The sequence below is a fragment of the Cedecea sp. B1(4) genome, assembly GCF_059414925.1.
Genome location: NZ_JCAHMZ010000009.1, coordinates 83,665 through 99,718, shown reverse-complemented (window position 1 = coordinate 99,718; position 16,054 = coordinate 83,665). Strand labels below are relative to the sequence as shown.

Genomic DNA, 16,054 nt, shown 5'->3' with positions numbered 1-16,054 from the left:
TCCATGTCGGAAAGGAGGTGCGCATGCTGTATATCTTTGATTTAGGTAACGTCATCGTTGATATCGACTTTAATCGCGTGCTCGGCGTCTGGAGCGATTACAGCCGGGTGCCGTTAGCCAACCTGCAGAAAAGTTTCGCTATGGGAGAAACCTTCCATCAGCATGAACGTGGGCAGATAACGGACGAAGTCTTTGCCGAACGTTTATGCCACGAAATGGACGTAGCGCTCAGCTACGAGCAGTTTGCCGCGGGCTGGCAGGCGATTTTCATTGGCTTGCGCAAAGAGACCATTGGCGTCATGCAGAAGCTGCGCGAGCAGGGACATCGCGTGGTGGTCCTTTCCAACACCAACCGCCTGCATACCGGTTTCTGGCCTGATGAATACCCGGAAGTGGCGCAGTCGGCTGACAAAATCTACCTCTCCCAGGAAATGGGGATGCGCAAGCCGGACGCGGAAATCTACCTTAAGGTGCTAGAGGAAGAAGGCTTCTCTGCCGATCAGGCCGTATTCTTCGATGATAATGCCGACAATATTCACGGTGCACGAGCGTTGGGCATCACGAGCATTCAGGTGATCGACAAGCAGACTATCCCCGACTGGTTTGCTAAACAGGGATGATTAAAAGCGTGCCCCGTAAAACTGTGCATCGCCTCAGGCCTCTCTGGACCTGGGGCAAACTGCTGTGGCAGCGTATCGACCAGGACAACATGACGACCCTGGCGGGTAACCTTGCCTATGTGTCATTGCTGTCTTTGGTGCCGCTGGTGGCGGTTGTCTTTGCGCTGTTTGCCGCCTTCCCGATGTTTGCCGATATCAGCGTTCAGCTGCGCCACTTCATTTTTGCCAATTTTATGCCCGCCACCGGCGACGTGATTCAGCGCTACATCGAACAGTTTGTCGCGAACTCCAACAGAATGACGGCGGTGGGGGCCATTGGGCTGATCGTCACCTCGCTGCTGCTGATGTATGCGGTAGATAGCGCGTTGAACACTATCTGGCGCAGTAAGCGCGCGAGGCCAAAGGTGTACTCCTTTGCCATTTACTGGATGATCCTGACGCTCGGGCCGCTGCTGGCCGGGGCCAGCCTGGCGATAAGCTCTTACCTCCTTTCTCTACGCTGGGCCTCAGAACTCAACAGCATGCTTGATGAAGTCCTGCGTATTTTTCCTCTGCTGCTTTCCTGGCTTGCGTTCTGGCTGCTCTACAGCCTGGTGCCGACGACCAGCGTGCGGGCAAAGGACGCCATGATAGGCTCGCTGGTTGCCGCGCTGCTGTTTGAACTGGGTAAGAAGGGGTTTGCCCTCTATATCACCATGTTCCCCTCTTACCAGCTGATTTACGGCGTGCTGGCGGTGATCCCCATATTATTTGTCTGGGTCTACTGGACCTGGTGTATCGTATTGCTGGGGGCGGAAATCACCGCTTCGTTGGGCGACTACCGTCAATTGCGACAGGCTGCAGAGCAGGAAGAATTGGAAGAACAATGATTGCATTAATTCAGCGCGTTACCCGTGCCAGCGTCACCGTGGAGGGTGAAGTGACGGGTGAAATTGGTCCCGGACTTTTGGTGTTGCTGGGTGTCGAAAAAGAAGATAACGAACAGAAAGCCAATCGCCTGTGCGAGCGTGTATTAGGGTATCGAATTTTCAGCGACGAGCAGGGCAAGATGAACCTGAACGTCCAGCAGGCGGGCGGCAGCCTGTTGGTGGTGTCTCAATTTACACTGGCGGCGGACACGGAACGCGGGATGCGTCCGAGCTTCTCCGGTGGCGCAGCGCCACAGCAGGCTGAAGCCCTTTATGAATATTTTGTCGAGCGCTGCAAACAACAAGGTATCGACGCCCCAACCGGGCGTTTCGCCGCCGATATGCAGGTTTCGCTAATTAATGACGGGCCGGTGACGTTCTGGCTGCAGGTGTAACCCTCGCCATCCCGCTCGCGCAACGAGAGAACAATGTATGTATCACCTTCGTGTGCCACAAACAGAAGAAGAATTAGATCGTTATTACCAGTTCCGCTGGGAAATGTTGCGCAAACCGCTGCATCAGCCAAAAGGTTCCGAGCGCGATGCCTGGGATGCAATGGCGCATCATCAGATGGTGGTCGATGAAGAGGGCAATACCGTTGCCGTGGGCCGCCTCTATATCAATGCCGATAACGAAGCCGCGATTCGCTTTATGGCGGTGCACCCGTCGGTTCAGGATAAAGGCTTAGGGACGCTGGTGGCGATGGCGCTGGAGTCCGTGGCGCGCCAGGAAGGCGTTAAGCGCGTGACCTGTAGCGCACGTGAAGATGCCGTTCCATTTTTTGCCAAGCTTGGTTTTGTGAATCAGGGGGAAATCACCACCCCGCAAACTACGCCGGTACGCCACTTCCTGATGATTAAACCGGTCGCTACGCTTGATGATATCTTGCATCGGGGCGACTGGTGCGGGCAGCTTCAACAGGCATGGTACGAACATATTCCGCTGAGCGAGAAAATGGGCGTGCGTATTCAGCAGTACACTGGGCAAAAATTTATTACCACGATGCCGGAAACGGGCAACCAAAACCCGCACCACACGCTCTTCGCAGGGAGTTTGTTCTCGCTGGCCACGTTAACCGGCTGGGGGCTTATCTGGCTGATGTTGCGTGAGCGTCATTTGGGCGGGACGATTATTCTGGCCGATGCCCATATCCGTTATAGCAAACCGATCACCGGAAAACCGGGGGCAACGGCTGACCTCGGGTCGCTGAGTGGTGATTTGGACAGACTGGCCCGGGGGCGCAAAGCTCGCGTTGCGCTTGAAGTTGAGCTTTACGGTAATGACACGCCAGGCGCAGTGTTTGAAGGCGTCTATCTGGTGCTGCCAGCTAAGCCGTTCGGCCCTCTGGAAGAGGGCGGAAACGAAGAGGAATAGGTCAGGATGCAGGCTACGCGCCGGGCACATCTCCGTTACGCATAGTCTGCTGAATCTGTTGCCCACTGGCGCTGGTGGCCTGCAAGGTGCCATTTACGGTGGGCTTCAGCGCAGTGCCTGCGGCCACCTGCCCGGTCGCCGAAAGCTGAAGAGTTCCGTTCCCCTCGAGCGGCAAAGCAGGCCAGCCCCAGGCATGCAACACATTCACCGGCACGCTCTGGCCCTTCAGGCTAACGCTCACCGTACGCAGAGGCGTCTGGCTTACGTTTGCCTTGGCTTCCAGTAAGCCTTCACCCGCGAACGCACTTAGCTCCGTTATCGCGACCTGGCTCTGGTTCGCCGTCAGCGACAGCGACGGGCGCCGCACGTCAACCCGGTTAAAGGTGGCCGCCGCGGCATTAAACGAGGCATTGCCGGACCAAATACCCCACTGATGATCTCGTGCCAGCTGGATATTCGTGGCGGTGCCATCCAGCCCGGTGAGCTGGAATGGCCAGTTTGGGTCGATATCGATAACCAGATTACGGTTTGCCGAAAACTTTTTCACCGTAACGCTGTTCAGCCAGTCAGGCAGTTTCTCCATCCACAGGGCCTTCCAGTTGGACGGGAGCGTGTATTCCAGCCCACCTACGACCACTTCATCCATCACCGCTTGATTACCGTCGCGCAACCATTGCCCGGAAGCTCGAACCAGGCCGCCCTCCCAGCGTGAACTAAATTGTCGGAGCGCGGCACCTGCCGGGGCAAAATCGACGTTCACGATCGGATCCTGCAAATGCAGCGAACCGCTAATGAATTCGCTGGCGTTCATCGACAGCTGGCCGTCATCGCTTTGCCATCCCCCGTTCGCCAGCGTCAGATTCCGCAGGCTAAGGGCAAGGTCGCTCACCGCCCACTCTTTCCCTTCCAGCCGCGCATCGGTTATTTCAAGGCGATCGATAGTTAACGAGGGAACAGATGTTACTGGCGCAAGAAAATCGGTGAGTGATTTTGCCGTTTGAAGGCGAATGTCATTGAGGCGCAGGCTGCCCACCTGCCATGAGCCGTCGGCGTTGCGGTGGGCATTACCCGTCAGCGAGCCGCGAGCAACGTCCGCCCCGATAGTGGTCAGCGTGACTTGTTCATTATCCAGCGTCCCTTGCAGCAGGACGTTGCTGGCGTTGACGCCATTGAGCGTCAGTGAGCCCGCGCTGAAGGCAATAGTGGCTTTATTCCCCAGCACTTTCCTCGCTTGAGGCTGCCAGGGCGAAACACCGCCTTCAACGCGCTGGGCGCTGAGATTCCATTCGCTATCCGGGCTGTTAATCGCCATATCCTGCAGCTGCAGCTTATCTGCCTCAAGCGGGAGTGGAACCGCATTTACGCTGAGATTTAACGTCCCTTGCTGGAGCAGAATGGTGTCAACGTAGAGAGGCTGGGTGAACTGGCGAGTACTCAGGCCAATATCCACGTTCTTCGCGACCAGCGTTGCGGGCTGGCCGGTGCGGCCAAAAGTAACGTTATGGAACATCAGGTGGGTGGGCGAAGACCAGTCATGTTCCATCTCATTGAAAGAGAGATGGTAGTTGGTTTTTTCATTCACCCAGCTGCTGATTTGGCCCGCGCCCCAGCGGGTTTGCAGCAGGATGTAAAAGGCAACCAGCGCCAGTATCACAAGGCCCAACAGGATAAGAACCAGCTTTCCGAGGAATTTCATTGCCTTCCACCCCTTTCAGTTTCGCTAAGGGTGTTATGCCCGATTTACCGCTGTAGCTCAAGGAGGGGATTGTCAAAGGAGATTTCGCGCCGGCAAAAAATCATTGCCGGCGCGTGAGAGGATTATTCTTTTTCTGGCGGGAAAATCAGGTTCAGCACGATGGCCGTGATCCCACCGGCAGCAATGCCTGAAGAGAGCAGGGTTTTCAGCCAGTCAGGCGCGAACTGAAGGATCAGCGGCTGCTGGGACACGCCAAGGCCAACGGCGAGCGACAGGGCGATGATCATAATCGCGCGGCGGTTCAGCGGCTCGCGGGAGACGATACGTACCCCGGAAGCGGCAATGGTGCCGAACATCACAATCGTTGCGCCGCCGAGAACAGGTTCAGGGATATGCTGCACAAAGCCGCTTACTGCCGGGAATAGACCCAGCACGATCAGCATCAGGGCGACAACAAAGCCCACATAGCGGCTGGCTACGCCGGTCAATTGAATAACTCCGTTGTTCTGGCCAAAGCAGGAGTTAGGGAAAGTATTGAACACGGCAGAAACGCAGGAATTCAGACCATTGGCCAGTACACCGCCCTTCAGGCGCTTCATGTACAGCGGGCCGGAAACGGGCTGTTCGGAGACGTCGGAGGTGGCGGTGATGTCGCCGATGGTTTCCAGCGAAGTCACCATAAACACCAGCATTAGCGGGATCAGCAGGCTCCAGTCGATGCCAAGCCCGTAATACAGCGGCGTAGGAACCATGATGAGGTCGGTGTTCGCGGCCTGGGTCGTGGCTGGCAGCATGTCCAGAGCCCAGGCGAGCAGATAACCCACGGCCATCGCGATGACCAGGGACGCTACGCGCAGGTACGGATTGCGCTGGCGGTTCAGCAGGATAATAACCAGTAGAACTGCGCCTGCCAGCAGCAGATTTTTCGGTGTGCCGAAAGTGTGATCGGCCATGGCGCCATAGCCACCGCCGATAGAGGTCAGCCCAACCTGAATCAGGGACAGACCGATAATCATGACCACCACGCCGGAAACCAGAGGAGTGATGATACGACGAGCAAGATGCAGCACGCGTGAAATCAGCATTTCCGTGCAGCTGGCAAGCATCAGTGTGCCAAAGAGTGCCGCCATCATCGTCGGCACGTCTGCACCGCCATTTTTCAGCGCCATGCCGCCCATAATCAGCGGAGAGACAAAGTTAAAGCTGGTGCCCTGAATCGACAGCAAACCTGAACCTACTGGCCCCCAGGCTTTGATTTGAATAATCGAAGCCACGCCAGAGGCAAACAAAGACATGCTGATAATGTGCTGTGTATCCGATGCCGGTAACCCCAACGCCTGGCAAATTAACAATGCCGGTGTAATCACCGCCACAAACATCGCCAGCAGGTGTTGGCAGGCGGCAAAAAGGGTTTGTGGCAGCGGCGGGCGGTCTTCAAGGCGATAAATTAGTTCGCTCGAGCGAGTCTGCGCAACCGGTTGCGCATTATCTGACTCTACGGCATTCACGGACATCAGTGACGATCTCATGGCTGGAAAAGCGCTGATTTTAACGGACTGGACGGTAAAAGCAAACGATTGCTAGCCTGGTGGGATAAGAGCGAAATGTCATAAATTGAGCATTATTTATAACGAAGGCGCATTTTTTGGTTAAAATGCGCCGGCTGATTTCATCCATGAAGGAAATAACAGCGAAGGATAATTAAGCGCGAATGACGGATGCGCAATAAAAGGAGCCCTGCAATGTTTCATCTTGATACCCTTTCTACCCTGGTGGCCGCCACGTTAGTGCTGCTTCTGGGGCGTAAAATGGTCCACTCGGTCCCTTTCCTCAAAAAATACACTATTCCTGAACCCGTGGCCGGTGGGCTGCTGGTGGCGATAGCCCTGCTTGTCCTGAAAAAGAGCATGGGCTGGGAAATTGAGTTTGATATGAGCCTCAAAGATCCTTTGATGCTCGCTTTCTTCGCCACAATCGGCCTGAATGCGAATATCGCCAGTTTGCGCAAAGGCGGGAAAGTAGTGGGGATTTTCCTGTTTATCGTCGTTGGGCTACTGGTCATGCAGAACGCCATTGGCATCGGTATGGCCAGCATGTTGGGGCTCGATCCGCTGATGGGGCTGCTGGCAGGTTCGATAACGTTGTCAGGCGGGCACGGTACCGGTGCAGCCTGGGGCAAACTCTTTACCGAACGCTATGGTTTCCAGAATGCGACGGAAGTCGCTATGGCCTGTGCGACTTTTGGCCTGGTGCTGGGTGGTTTAATTGGTGGCCCGGTTGCTCGCTACCTGGTTAAACATTCGTCTACGCCGAATGGTGCTCCTGAAGACAACGAGATCCCTGGCGCGTTTGAAAAGCCAGATGTCGGGCGGGTCATTACCTCTTTGGTGATGATTGAAACCATCGCCCTGATTGCTATCTGCCTGACGGTAGGGCGTGTCGTTGCTGGGTTATTGCAGGGCACACCTTTTGAGCTGCCGACGTTTGTCTGCGTGCTGTTTATTGGCGTGATTCTCAGTAATTTGCTCGCGGCTGTGGGTTTCTATCGTGTCTTCGAACGGGCGGTTTCCGTACTGGGCAACGTCAGCCTTTCGTTGTTCCTTGCGATGGCGTTAATGAGCCTTAAACTTTGGGAACTGGCCTCTCTGGCGTTACCGATGCTGGCTATTCTGGCCGTACAAACGTTGTTTATGGCGCTGTACGCTATTTTTATTACCTGGCGTTTGATGGGCAAAAACTACGATGCGGCGGTGCTGGCCGCCGGTCACTGTGGTTTTGGCATGGGTGCCACACCGACGGCGATTGCTAATATGCAGGCGATTACCGAACGATTTGGCCCGTCGCATATGGCATTTTTGGTGGTGCCGATGGTGGGGGCGTTCTTTATCGATATCGTGAATGCGGTGGTGATCAAGCTGTTCCTGATGCTGCCGCTGTTTGCTTAAGCGTTGGAGTAACGCTCGGTTTCCGGCATCCAGCGTTCGATCAGCGCCTTAGCCTGTTCAGGATAGCGTTCGTGGATATGGCGCGCCAGGCGCTGAACCTGCGGGATCATTCCCTGGTCCCGCAGCAGATCGGCCACTTTGAACTCTGCGTTACCCGTCTGGCGAGTTCCTAGCAGCTCGCCAGGTCCGCGGATCTCCAGGTCTTTTTGCGCAATCACAAAACCATCATTACTGTCTCTCAGCACCTGCAGGCGAAGCTGTGCCGTTTTGGATAGCGGGAATTTATACAGCAGCACGCAGTGGGAGGCCACGGCGCCACGGCCAACACGGCCGCGGAGCTGGTGGAGTTGCGCAAGCCCTAAACGCTCAGGGTTTTCGATGATCATCAGGCTGGCGTTGGGGACATCCACGCCGACTTCAATCACCGTGGTGGCGACCAGAAGATGCAGTTCGCCCTGCTTGAAGGCCTGCATTACCGCCTGTTTTTCCTGCGGCTTCATGCGCCCGTGTACCAGACCAACGTTAAGCTCCGGGAGGGCGGTTTTTAGCTCTTCCCAGGTCACTTCAGCAGCCTGGGCTTCCAGCAGTTCAGACTCTTCAATCAGCGTACAAACCCAGTATGCCTGACGTTTTTCGTCGCGGCAGGCGTTGCGTACTCGCTCAATTATCTCGCTGCGGCGAGTGTCCGCTATTGCCACTGTAGTGACTGGCGTTCGTCCCGGCGGCAATTCATCGATGACTGAGGTATCGAGGTCGGCATAGGCAGTCATCGCCAGCGTGCGTGGAATCGGCGTTGCGGTCATGATCAGTTGATGAGGATGGAAGCCCTGAATCTGACCTTTTTCCCACAGCGCCAGGCGTTGATGCACGCCAAAACGGTGCTGCTCATCAATGATAACCAGCGCCAGCCCGGCAAACTGAACCTGCTCCTGGAAAATAGCGTGAGTGCCAACCACCATCGAAACCTGGCCGCTGGCAATGGCTTCCTGTTGCGCAATCCGGGCTTTGCCTTTTTGCTTCCCTGCCAGCCAGCCTACCTCGATACCTAATGGTTCAAACCACTGACGGAAGTTATTGGCGTGTTGCTCAGCCAGCAATTCTGTGGGGGCCATCAGGCCAACCTGCTTACCGTGTGCGATAGCACGAAGGGCTGCCAGGGCGGCAACCAGCGTTTTACCGGAACCTACGTCGCCCTGCACCAGACGCATCATAGGTACGTCCAGCGCCATATCTCGCTCTATTTCTGCGACGACTCGTTCCTGAGCCCCGGTAGGCTTAAAGGGCAGGGCAGCAAGTAACTGGTTTTTTAGTGCGTCGTGATTAACCAGCGGTAGCGCATGGTAGCGCTGTGCCCCGGCTCGTAGCGCCAGCATACTCAGATTATGGGCAAGTAGCTCTTCGAGGATTAATCTCTGCTGAGCCGGATGTTTACCGGTTTCCAGATCGGCCAGTTTCATGTCCGGGGGCGGCCTGTGCAAGGTGCGTAATGCCTCCGGCAGGCTCATCATGCCCTGACTCAGTTCGGCGGGCAGAAGTTCGGTAATTGCGCAGGTCTCCAGTAACTCGAGTGCCTGATCGGTCAACTTACGTAGCGTAGCCTGGCGGATTCCCTCGGTCGTCGGGTAAACCGGCGTGAGCGTTTCCTGCAGATCCGGCGTACTGAGGTCGCCCTGAATGCGGTATTCAGGGTGGAACATCTCGGCACCGTATTTGCCACGTTTGGCTTCACCGTAGGCGAGCACGCGCTTGCCGGCAGAAAGACTGTTTTTCATCGCGGCGTTGAAATTGAAGAAACGCATCGTGAGAATGCCGGTGCCGTCGCTAATCTGGCAGGTCATCATCCGGCGTCCGCCGAAGGTGATATTGCTGTTCAGCACTTCGCCTTCCACCGTGGCGTACAGGCCCGGCTGAAGGTCGTTAATGGGGTAAAGATGGGTACGGTCTTCGTAGCGAAGCGGCAGGTGCAGCAGCAGATCTTGCAGGGTATGCAGGCCTATTTTGGCCAGCTTTCCGCTCTGGCTGGCGCCCACTCCGGCAAGCGTGCTTAGCGGTATGGCATCCAGCAGGCGGCCTTTCATGGCTTATTTCGCCGACTGCATCGTGGCCCACCATGCGGCATCAGCTTCTATCTCACCCTGCTGATTCACATGTGGGTACGGTAAGCCTTTCCGGCGGGAAACGTTCGCCAGCACAGGATAGCCACCTTCAAACAGCAGTCTCTGTTGCTCAGCTTCCGGTAACGTACTGTTTTCACGCTGATACATGCCTACGTTTTGGCGCTGGCGCTGGGCCTCGTACAAAATCAGCGCCGAGGCGACGGACACGTTCAGGGATTGCACCATACCGATCATAGGAATAATGATGTCCTGGTCGGCAAGCGCGAGCGCCTCTTCGGTAATGCCGGTTTTTTCCTGACCCATCAGAATGCAGGTGGGGCGAGTGTAATCTATCTCACGGAAGTCGACGGCTTTATCGGAAAGATGAGTCGCCAGAATTTGCATGCCGCCGCTTTTGAGCTGCCGGACGGCTTCGCCGATAGTCTTGTGTGTTTTGACTTGAACCCAGGAATTACTTCCTGCGGCGGAAGATGCCATGGTGCGCATACGGCTTCCTGGCCAAACGGCGTGCACTTCATGCACGCCCACGGCGTCGGCGGTACGGATGATGGCGGAGACGTTATGGGGCTTGTGCACCTGCTCCATACAAACGGTCAGGTCCGGCTGGCGTCTGGCGAGCATCTCGCAAATACGCGCATAACGTTGAGGATTCATAACTCTAGTTTCTGTTGCGGGTCACTTTAATCACATCCGGCATCACGCGAATCTTGCGCATGATGTTCGCCAGATGGACGCGATCCCGGGCTGTCAGGCGAATGAAGGCGCTGTATACGCGGCCGTCTTTCTCTTCGGTGTTCAGGCTCTGGATGTTAGAGCCCGCCGTGTTGATTGCCGCGGTCAGGTTTGCCAGCGCACCTTGGTGGTTAAACATGTCCACCTTGATCTCGGTGATAAACTCTTGCTCGGTCTCTTTATCCCATTCCACGGCCATAAACTTCTCGGGCTCTTTCTGGTAGCCACGAATGTTTCGACAAGACTCATGATGGATAACCAGCCCTTTACCTGGGCTGACGTGAGCGACGATAGGATCTCCCGGAATTGGGCGGCAGCACTTGGCAAAGGTAATCAGAACGCCGTCTGCACCTTTGATTGGCAAGTTGCTGTGGTTTGCTGAAGGCGCTGTGCCTGACTGAGCAGCGACCGGTGATTCCCCTTGCAGGTTTTTCGCCACGACGACGCTCATTGCGTTCCCGAGGCCAATTTCGGCCAGCAGGTCGTCAAGTGACGCAAGCTTCATGCGGTCCAGTTCACGCTGGAGATTTTCGGCAGGAATTTCAGCCAGTTTACGGCTGCCACCGAGCGCATGGTTGAGCAGGCGACGCCCTAAACTGACGGAATCATCACGCTTCAGATTTTTCAGCATTTGGCGAATTTTGGCGCGAGCTTTGGAGCTGACAACAAAATTAAGCCATGCGGCGTTTGGACGTGCCCCGGGTGCGGTGATGATTTCGATAGTCTGCCCGCTGGTCAACGACTGTGAAAGCGGGTAAGGCTGGCGATCGACGCGAGCGCCTACGCAGGCGTGACCAATATCGGTATGTACCGCGTAGGCGAAGTCCACCGGCGTTGCGCCTGCGGGCAGCTCTACAATGCGGCCTTCCGGGGTGAAAACGTAAATCTCATCCGGGAACAGATCGGATTTTACGCTCTCGATGAATTCAAATGAGCTACCGGCGCTTTGCTGCAGCTCCAGCAGGCTTTGCATCCAGCGCTGAGCGCGGATTTGTGCCGTCGTACTGCTTTCGCCTTGCTCTTTATAAGCCCAGTGCGCAGCAACCCCCATTTCCGCCATCTGATCCATATCTTCAGTACGGATTTGCACTTCAACCGGGACGCCGTGCGGCCCAATCATTGAGGTGTGCAGGGACTGATAGCCGTTCGCTTTCGGGATGGCGATATAGTCTTTCACCCGTCCTGGACGAGGTTTATAGAGGCTGTGCATCTGCCCGAGGACGCGATAGCAGGTATCCATGTCGTGGACAATGACGCGAAACGCGTAGATATCCATGATCGAATGGAAACGCTGTTCTTTGAGCGTCATCTTGCAGTAAATGGAGTAAAGGTGCTTTTCGCGACCGCTAACGCGGCAGGCAATACCTGCCTCCTGAAGACGCCCGTCGATTTCAGAGAGGATTTTTTGAATCATCTCTTTGCGGTTACCTCGCGCCGCTTTTACCACTTCTTTAATGACGCGGTAGCGGTTCGGATAAAGCGCTTCAAAGCCAAGCTCTTCCAGTTCGGTTTTCAGGTGATGAATACCGAGGCGGTGAGCGAGTGGGCTGTAAATTTCGAGGGTTTCACGGGCAATACGGCGGCGTTTATCTGGGCGCAATGACCCAAGCGTGCGCATATTGTGCGTGCGGTCGGCAAGCTTGATCAGAATGACGCGAATATCCTGCACCATCGCCATGATCATTTTGCGGAAGTTTTCGGCCTGAGCCTCTTTCTTATCGCGGAACTTCAGTTTATCTAGCTTAGAAACCCCTTCCACCAGTTCAGCAACGCTTTTGCCAAACAGCTGTTCCATATCCTGGTAGGTGGCCGGGGTGTCTTCAATCACGTCATGCAGAAGCGCTGCCATTAGCGTTTCATGGTCGAGTTTCATCTCGGCCAGGATACAGGCAACGGCGACGGGATGGGTGATATAGGGTTCACCGCTTGAACGTGTTTGTCCCTCGTGAGCATCACGTGCGACAAGGTATGCCTGCCGGAGGCGCTTAATTTGCTCCTCTGGCAGATAGTTTTGAATCAGCTGATTCAGGCTTTCAAACAGATACAAGGGCTACCCGCAGGCTAATTAACGACGACCTTCAGCAATAGCAGTCACGGCCTGCAGTTCTGCGGCTTCCTGCTCTTGCTGTTCCTGGCGCTCACGAACATCGAGAATCTGGTTGGTGATCAACCCTTCTTCGATTTCACGCAGTGCGATAACGGTCGTTTTATCGTTTTCTTCCGGTACCAGCGGATCTTTACCGCCAACCTGCATCTGACGAGCGCGACGCGCGGCCACAAGTACCAGGTCAAAACGGTTACCAATTTTCTCTACAGCGTCCTGAACGGTTACGCGTGCCATAATTAAAATGCTCCACAGGTGAAGAAATGACTGGGCATGATACTGAAACTGGTGTCAGTCTGCCAATAGTTTGCTGATTAAAGCGTCATGTCGCATCTTTTGGCGACCCATTCGTAGACGCTCGGCACGAATGATTATCTTTAAATCAGACAGGGCAGTGTCGAAGTCATCATTAACGATAAGGTAATCATACTCCGCATAGTGACTCATTTCTGCAACGGCTTGCGCCATGCGTTTTGCAATCACCTCTTCGCTATCCTGACCGCGACCACGCAGGCGGCGGTCCAGCTCGTCTTTTGACGGCGGCAGAATAAAGATACTGCGGGATTGCGGCATTTTCATACGAATTTGCTCTGCACCCTGCCAGTCGATATCCAAAAACACATCTACGCCGGTCGCCAGCACATTTTCGATCGCCTGGCGGGATGTACCGTAGTAGTTACCAAATACTTCCGCGTGCTCAAGAAAAGCGTCTTCAGCGATCATCTGCTGGAATTCGTCTTTGCTGACAAAGAAGTAATGTTCCCCATGATTTTCACCTGGGCGTACACCGCGAGTGGTGTGCGAGATGGAAACCTGGGTGTCATACAGCGGTTGTGTCTTTAACAAAGCCTGGATGAGGCTGGATTTACCCGCGCCACTTGGAGCGGAAACAATATAAAGCGTGCCTTGAGCCATGAGTTCTAACTTAATCGGTATGCATAAAGGGAAGAGCGTCTACCGGCATATTATACACACCGCTGCCTCAGTACGTAGGTTTTGTCATTGCCAGGTGCGTTTTTTCTCGTGTTTTACGCGATGTTTTCCACCTTTTGTCATTCTCGATGCAACGAGATTAGTTTTTCGGGACGTATCTCGTACGCAGGATCTTTCATGCTCGCGATTGATGCGGGACACAGTTATACCTCCCCGGAGAAAGGAAATGGAGGGTGGTATGAAAGGGATCGCGTTAGCAGTTTTTGTCATTTTACTGGGGGGTTCATCAACGGTAATGGCGTCGTGTCCAGCATGGTCTGAGGTCAGAACACAGAAGGAGATTGAACGCCTTACGCACCAGCTATCCCTCTGGGATGACGCCTATTACCAGCAGGGAAAGAGTTTGGTGAGCGATGCCGTTTACGATGACTTAAAGGAGACACTGTCTGCCTGGAGGCGCTGCATTAAACAGGGGCAAGAGGCAGAATCTGCAAGGATGGGAGCAGCAGGAAACTCGTCTCATCCTGTTGCGCATACAGGGTTGAAAAAGCTACCGGATAAACGTGCTGTCGAGCTATGGGCTGCAGGCCGACAGAACTTATGGGTACAGCCCAAAGTAGATGGGGTGGCTATCACACTGGTCTATCAACAAGGGCGGCTGGTGAAAATGCTAAGCCGTGGCAATGGCATTAAAGGAGAGGACTGGACGCATAAAGCTGCCGGTATTGATGCCATACCCCTTCATCTTGCCGGACCTCTTGCGAACAGCGTGCTGCAAGGCGAGCTTTTCCTGAAACGGGAAGGCCATATTCAAAGCCTGGCTGGAGGTGTGAATGCGAGATCTAAAGTTGCCGGGGAAATGCTTCGTACCGGAGCGGTTAGCGATCCAGACGCGCTGGGCATTTTTATCTGGGCATGGCCAGATGGCCCCAAAAGCCATGCTGAAAAAGGCAGTATATTGCGTGATGCAGGGTTTTCTCTGACTGCTCTATGGTCCCGGCCTGTAACAAACATTGATGAAATTGCCCGCTTACGTGAGGGGTGGTTTCGCCAGTCACTTCCCTTTGTCACGGATGGCATTGTGATTCGTCAGGAACGTGAACCCGAGGCTAAATTCTGGCAGCCGGGGCAGGGGGAGTGGGCCATCGCGTGGAAATATCCTCCTGCTGAGCAAATCGCCGTGGTCCGTAACGTTGATTTTGCCGTAGGGCGAACGGGCAAGGTGTCCGTCGTGCTTGAATTGGAAGAGGTTCAGCTCGACGATAAACGTGTTCGACGAGTGAATATCGGTTCACTAAAGCGCTGGCAGGAATGGGATGTTGTGGCCGGTGATAAAGTAAAAATAAGTCTGGCGGGACAGGGAATACCTCGGATGGACGAAGTCGTCTGGCGAGTCAGCCAGCGAGACACATCCATACCGGAAATGGATGCTTTTACACCGGTGACTTGCCTTTATGCTTCATCTGAATGTGCAGAACAATTTATTGCCCGTCTGACGGGGATGAGCCAAAAGCGAGTTCTGGATTTGGCTGGCGTTAGTCAAAGCACCTGGCGCCATCTACACATGACGTCACGCTTTCAGCACGTTTTTTCATGGCTGGATTTGAACAAGACAATTCTGTCTGGTTTACCGGGAATTTCAATGAAAAAAGCCGAGCTGTTATGGCATCAGTTTTCTCTGTCCCGAAAAAAACCGTTTATCCGCTGGGTATTGGCCTTAGGGATGCCGCTGCCGCGAAGTGCGCATGCCGTTCTTAAAGACAAACACTGGCAGCAGCTTGGCGACTGGGATCAATCCCGATGGCAAACTTTACCCGGTGTGGGGGCTAAGCGGGCAAGTCAGTTAGTCGATTTTATGAAGCATCCACAGGTGATTGCACTAGCCGCCTTCCTTGGCCAGCATAACATCCCGGGTTTTGGTCATCAGTGATCGGCGTGTTTGTAATGAAATACAGGTAGCCCAAGCCGCAGACGCAGTGCCAGTAGCCGAGTGCTAAAGCCGAATAATAAGGTTGCTATAACCACGACGTCATGGCTGCTGACGTAGTGCTGCAGCGCGATATACAGCACGGCTGAAGCAAAGGCGATACCAGCGTACAGTTCTTTCTGGAACACGAGGGGTATTCGTTTGCAGAACATATCTCTTAGCACACCGCCAAAGACGCCGGTGACAACGGCGGCAATGGTCGCAATGATTGGGCCTTCGCCCATATCCAAAGCAACCTGCGCACCGATAATAGAAAAGACAACGAGACCCAGCGCATCGAGTACCAAAAAGAGTTTGCGTAGGTGCGGCATTACGGGAGCCACGATGGTTGTGAGTACTGCCGCAACGGCAACAATCACTACGTACTCAGGGTGTTTCACCCAGCCGAGGGGATAGTGGCCCAGCAGAATATCGCGAACAGAACCGCCGCCCAGCGCCGTGGCAGTGGCGATAATAATGACGCCAAACGTATCCATGCGACGACGCCCGGCGGCCAGGGCCCCGGTCATGGCTTCCGCCGTAATACCAATCAAATAAAGAATGTGTAGCAGCATGTTTGTCCCCTCAGAATACCGGCAGAGGGTAACGTTTTGTGCACTATGTCACGATTGAGATTTTCTAAGCTGAATGAATATGGA

At 54.7% G+C, this 16,054-nt stretch carries 14 protein-coding genes; 6 read left to right on the top strand and 8 right to left on the bottom strand.

Annotation, left to right across the window (positions count from 1 at the left end; all coding sequences use genetic code 11):
• Nucleotides 1-23 precede the first annotated feature (23 nt).
• From yihX to fabY, 4 genes are read left to right on the top strand one after another with little or no spacing between them, the layout of a single operon-like run.
• The gene (gene yihX, locus ACR6JA_RS19495; protein ID WP_166995819.1) at nucleotides 24-620 is read left to right on the top strand and encodes a glucose-1-phosphatase; all 597 of its coding nucleotides are present in this window, start codon (nucleotides 24-26) and stop codon (nucleotides 618-620) included.
• Nucleotides 617-1,489: a virulence factor BrkB family protein gene (locus ACR6JA_RS19490; RefSeq protein ID WP_213716160.1), complete on the top strand. Its 873-nt coding sequence runs from the start codon at nucleotides 617-619 to the stop codon at nucleotides 1,487-1,489. Before yihX ends, ACR6JA_RS19490 begins: the two co-directional genes overlap by 4 nt.
• Nucleotides 1,486-1,923, top strand: coding sequence for a D-aminoacyl-tRNA deacylase (dtd, locus tag ACR6JA_RS19485; RefSeq protein WP_008457399.1), 438 nt, complete (start codon nucleotides 1,486-1,488; stop codon nucleotides 1,921-1,923). The genes ACR6JA_RS19490 and dtd overlap by 4 nt, the downstream gene beginning before the upstream one ends.
• Before the next feature lie 37 nt (nucleotides 1,924-1,960).
• Nucleotides 1,961-2,902 (top strand): fatty acid biosynthesis protein FabY, encoded by a 942-nt coding sequence (fabY, locus tag ACR6JA_RS19480; protein WP_008457400.1) that lies wholly within the window; start codon nucleotides 1,961-1,963, stop codon nucleotides 2,900-2,902.
• Nucleotides 2,903-2,915: 13 nt separating this feature from the next.
• Here fabY and ACR6JA_RS19475 read toward each other — a convergent pair whose 3' ends face one another.
• Both ACR6JA_RS19475 and ACR6JA_RS19470 read right to left on the bottom strand, forming a co-directional pair.
• The gene (locus tag ACR6JA_RS19475) at nucleotides 2,916-4,598 is read right to left on the bottom strand and encodes an AsmA family protein (RefSeq protein WP_494494311.1); all 1,683 of its coding nucleotides are present in this window, start codon (nucleotides 4,596-4,598) and stop codon (nucleotides 2,916-2,918) included.
• A 122-nt stretch (nucleotides 4,599-4,720) separates the two neighbouring features.
• Nucleotides 4,721-6,112 carry a nucleobase:cation symporter-2 family protein gene (locus ACR6JA_RS19470; RefSeq protein WP_494494310.1) on the bottom strand — a complete coding sequence of 464 codons (1,392 nt, stop codon included), beginning with the start codon at nucleotides 6,110-6,112 and terminating at the stop codon, nucleotides 4,721-4,723.
• A 228-nt stretch (nucleotides 6,113-6,340) separates the two neighbouring features.
• On the opposite strand from ACR6JA_RS19470, the gene gltS reads away from it, so the two are divergent.
• Nucleotides 6,341-7,543, top strand: coding sequence for a sodium/glutamate symporter (gltS, locus tag ACR6JA_RS19465; protein ID WP_494494309.1), 1,203 nt, complete (start codon nucleotides 6,341-6,343; stop codon nucleotides 7,541-7,543).
• On the opposite strand, the gene recG is transcribed toward gltS, so the two are convergent.
• The 5 genes from recG to gmk are packed head-to-tail and all read right to left on the bottom strand — an operon-like array spanning nucleotide 7,540 to nucleotide 13,411.
• Complete coding sequence (gene recG / locus ACR6JA_RS19460; protein WP_494494308.1) at nucleotides 7,540-9,621, bottom strand: ATP-dependent DNA helicase RecG; 2,082 nt, start codon at nucleotides 9,619-9,621, stop codon at nucleotides 7,540-7,542. The two genes, gltS and recG, sit on opposite strands and share 4 nt — an antisense overlap.
• Before the next feature lie 3 nt (nucleotides 9,622-9,624).
• The gene (gene trmH, locus ACR6JA_RS19455) at nucleotides 9,625-10,314 is read right to left on the bottom strand and encodes a tRNA (guanosine(18)-2'-O)-methyltransferase TrmH (protein WP_494494307.1); all 690 of its coding nucleotides are present in this window, start codon (nucleotides 10,312-10,314) and stop codon (nucleotides 9,625-9,627) included.
• A 4-nt stretch (nucleotides 10,315-10,318) separates the two neighbouring features.
• Nucleotides 10,319-12,439: a bifunctional GTP diphosphokinase/guanosine-3',5'-bis pyrophosphate 3'-pyrophosphohydrolase gene (gene spoT / locus ACR6JA_RS19450; protein WP_213716155.1), complete on the bottom strand. Its 2,121-nt coding sequence runs from the start codon at nucleotides 12,437-12,439 to the stop codon at nucleotides 10,319-10,321.
• 18 nt (nucleotides 12,440-12,457) lie between these two features.
• Entirely contained in the window at nucleotides 12,458-12,733 is a 276-nt protein-coding gene (gene rpoZ, locus ACR6JA_RS19445) for a DNA-directed RNA polymerase subunit omega (RefSeq protein ID WP_008457417.1), read from the bottom strand.
• Nucleotides 12,734-12,787: 54 nt separating this feature from the next.
• A complete protein-coding gene (gene gmk, locus ACR6JA_RS19440; protein ID WP_213716154.1) occupies nucleotides 12,788-13,411 on the bottom strand; it encodes a guanylate kinase in 624 nt (207 codons plus the stop codon).
• A gap of 256 nt (nucleotides 13,412-13,667) precedes the next feature.
• Between gmk and ligB the strand changes: the two genes are divergently transcribed.
• Nucleotides 13,668-15,359 (top strand): NAD-dependent DNA ligase LigB, encoded by a 1,692-nt coding sequence (gene ligB / locus ACR6JA_RS19435; RefSeq protein WP_494494306.1) that lies wholly within the window; start codon nucleotides 13,668-13,670, stop codon nucleotides 15,357-15,359.
• Here ligB and ACR6JA_RS19430 read toward each other — a convergent pair.
• Nucleotides 15,353-15,970: a trimeric intracellular cation channel family protein gene (locus ACR6JA_RS19430; RefSeq protein WP_213716152.1), complete on the bottom strand. Its 618-nt coding sequence runs from the start codon at nucleotides 15,968-15,970 to the stop codon at nucleotides 15,353-15,355. The two genes, ligB and ACR6JA_RS19430, sit on opposite strands and share 7 nt — an antisense overlap.
• Nucleotides 15,971-16,054: the final 84 nt, after the last annotated feature.

Bases quoted from the DNA above. Each gene is read 5' to 3' on its own strand.
- yihX (WP_166995819.1), top strand. From the start codon at position 24: ATGCTGTATATCTTTGATTTAGGTAACGTCATCGTTGATATCGACTTT.
- ACR6JA_RS19490 (WP_213716160.1), top strand. From the start codon at position 617: ATGATTAAAAGCGTGCCCCGTAAAACTGTGCATCGCCTCAGGCCTCTC.
- dtd (WP_008457399.1), top strand. From the start codon at position 1,486: ATGATTGCATTAATTCAGCGCGTTACCCGTGCCAGCGTCACCGTGGAG.
- fabY (WP_008457400.1), top strand. From the start codon at position 1,961: ATGTATCACCTTCGTGTGCCACAAACAGAAGAAGAATTAGATCGTTAT.
- ACR6JA_RS19475 (WP_494494311.1), bottom strand. From the start codon at position 4,598: ATGAAATTCCTCGGAAAGCTGGTTCTTATCCTGTTGGGCCTTGTGATA.
- ACR6JA_RS19470 (WP_494494310.1), bottom strand. From the start codon at position 6,112: ATGTCCGTGAATGCCGTAGAGTCAGATAATGCGCAACCGGTTGCGCAG.
- gltS (WP_494494309.1), top strand. From the start codon at position 6,341: ATGTTTCATCTTGATACCCTTTCTACCCTGGTGGCCGCCACGTTAGTG.
- recG (WP_494494308.1), bottom strand. From the start codon at position 9,621: ATGAAAGGCCGCCTGCTGGATGCCATACCGCTAAGCACGCTTGCCGGA.
- trmH (WP_494494307.1), bottom strand. From the start codon at position 10,314: ATGAATCCTCAACGTTATGCGCGTATTTGCGAGATGCTCGCCAGACGC.
- rpoZ (WP_008457417.1), bottom strand. From the start codon at position 12,733: ATGGCACGCGTAACCGTTCAGGACGCTGTAGAGAAAATTGGTAACCGT.
- gmk (WP_213716154.1), bottom strand. From the start codon at position 13,411: ATGGCTCAAGGCACGCTTTATATTGTTTCCGCTCCAAGTGGCGCGGGT.
- ligB (WP_494494306.1), top strand. From the start codon at position 13,668: ATGAAAGGGATCGCGTTAGCAGTTTTTGTCATTTTACTGGGGGGTTCA.
- ACR6JA_RS19430 (WP_213716152.1), bottom strand. From the start codon at position 15,970: ATGCTGCTACACATTCTTTATTTGATTGGTATTACGGCGGAAGCCATG.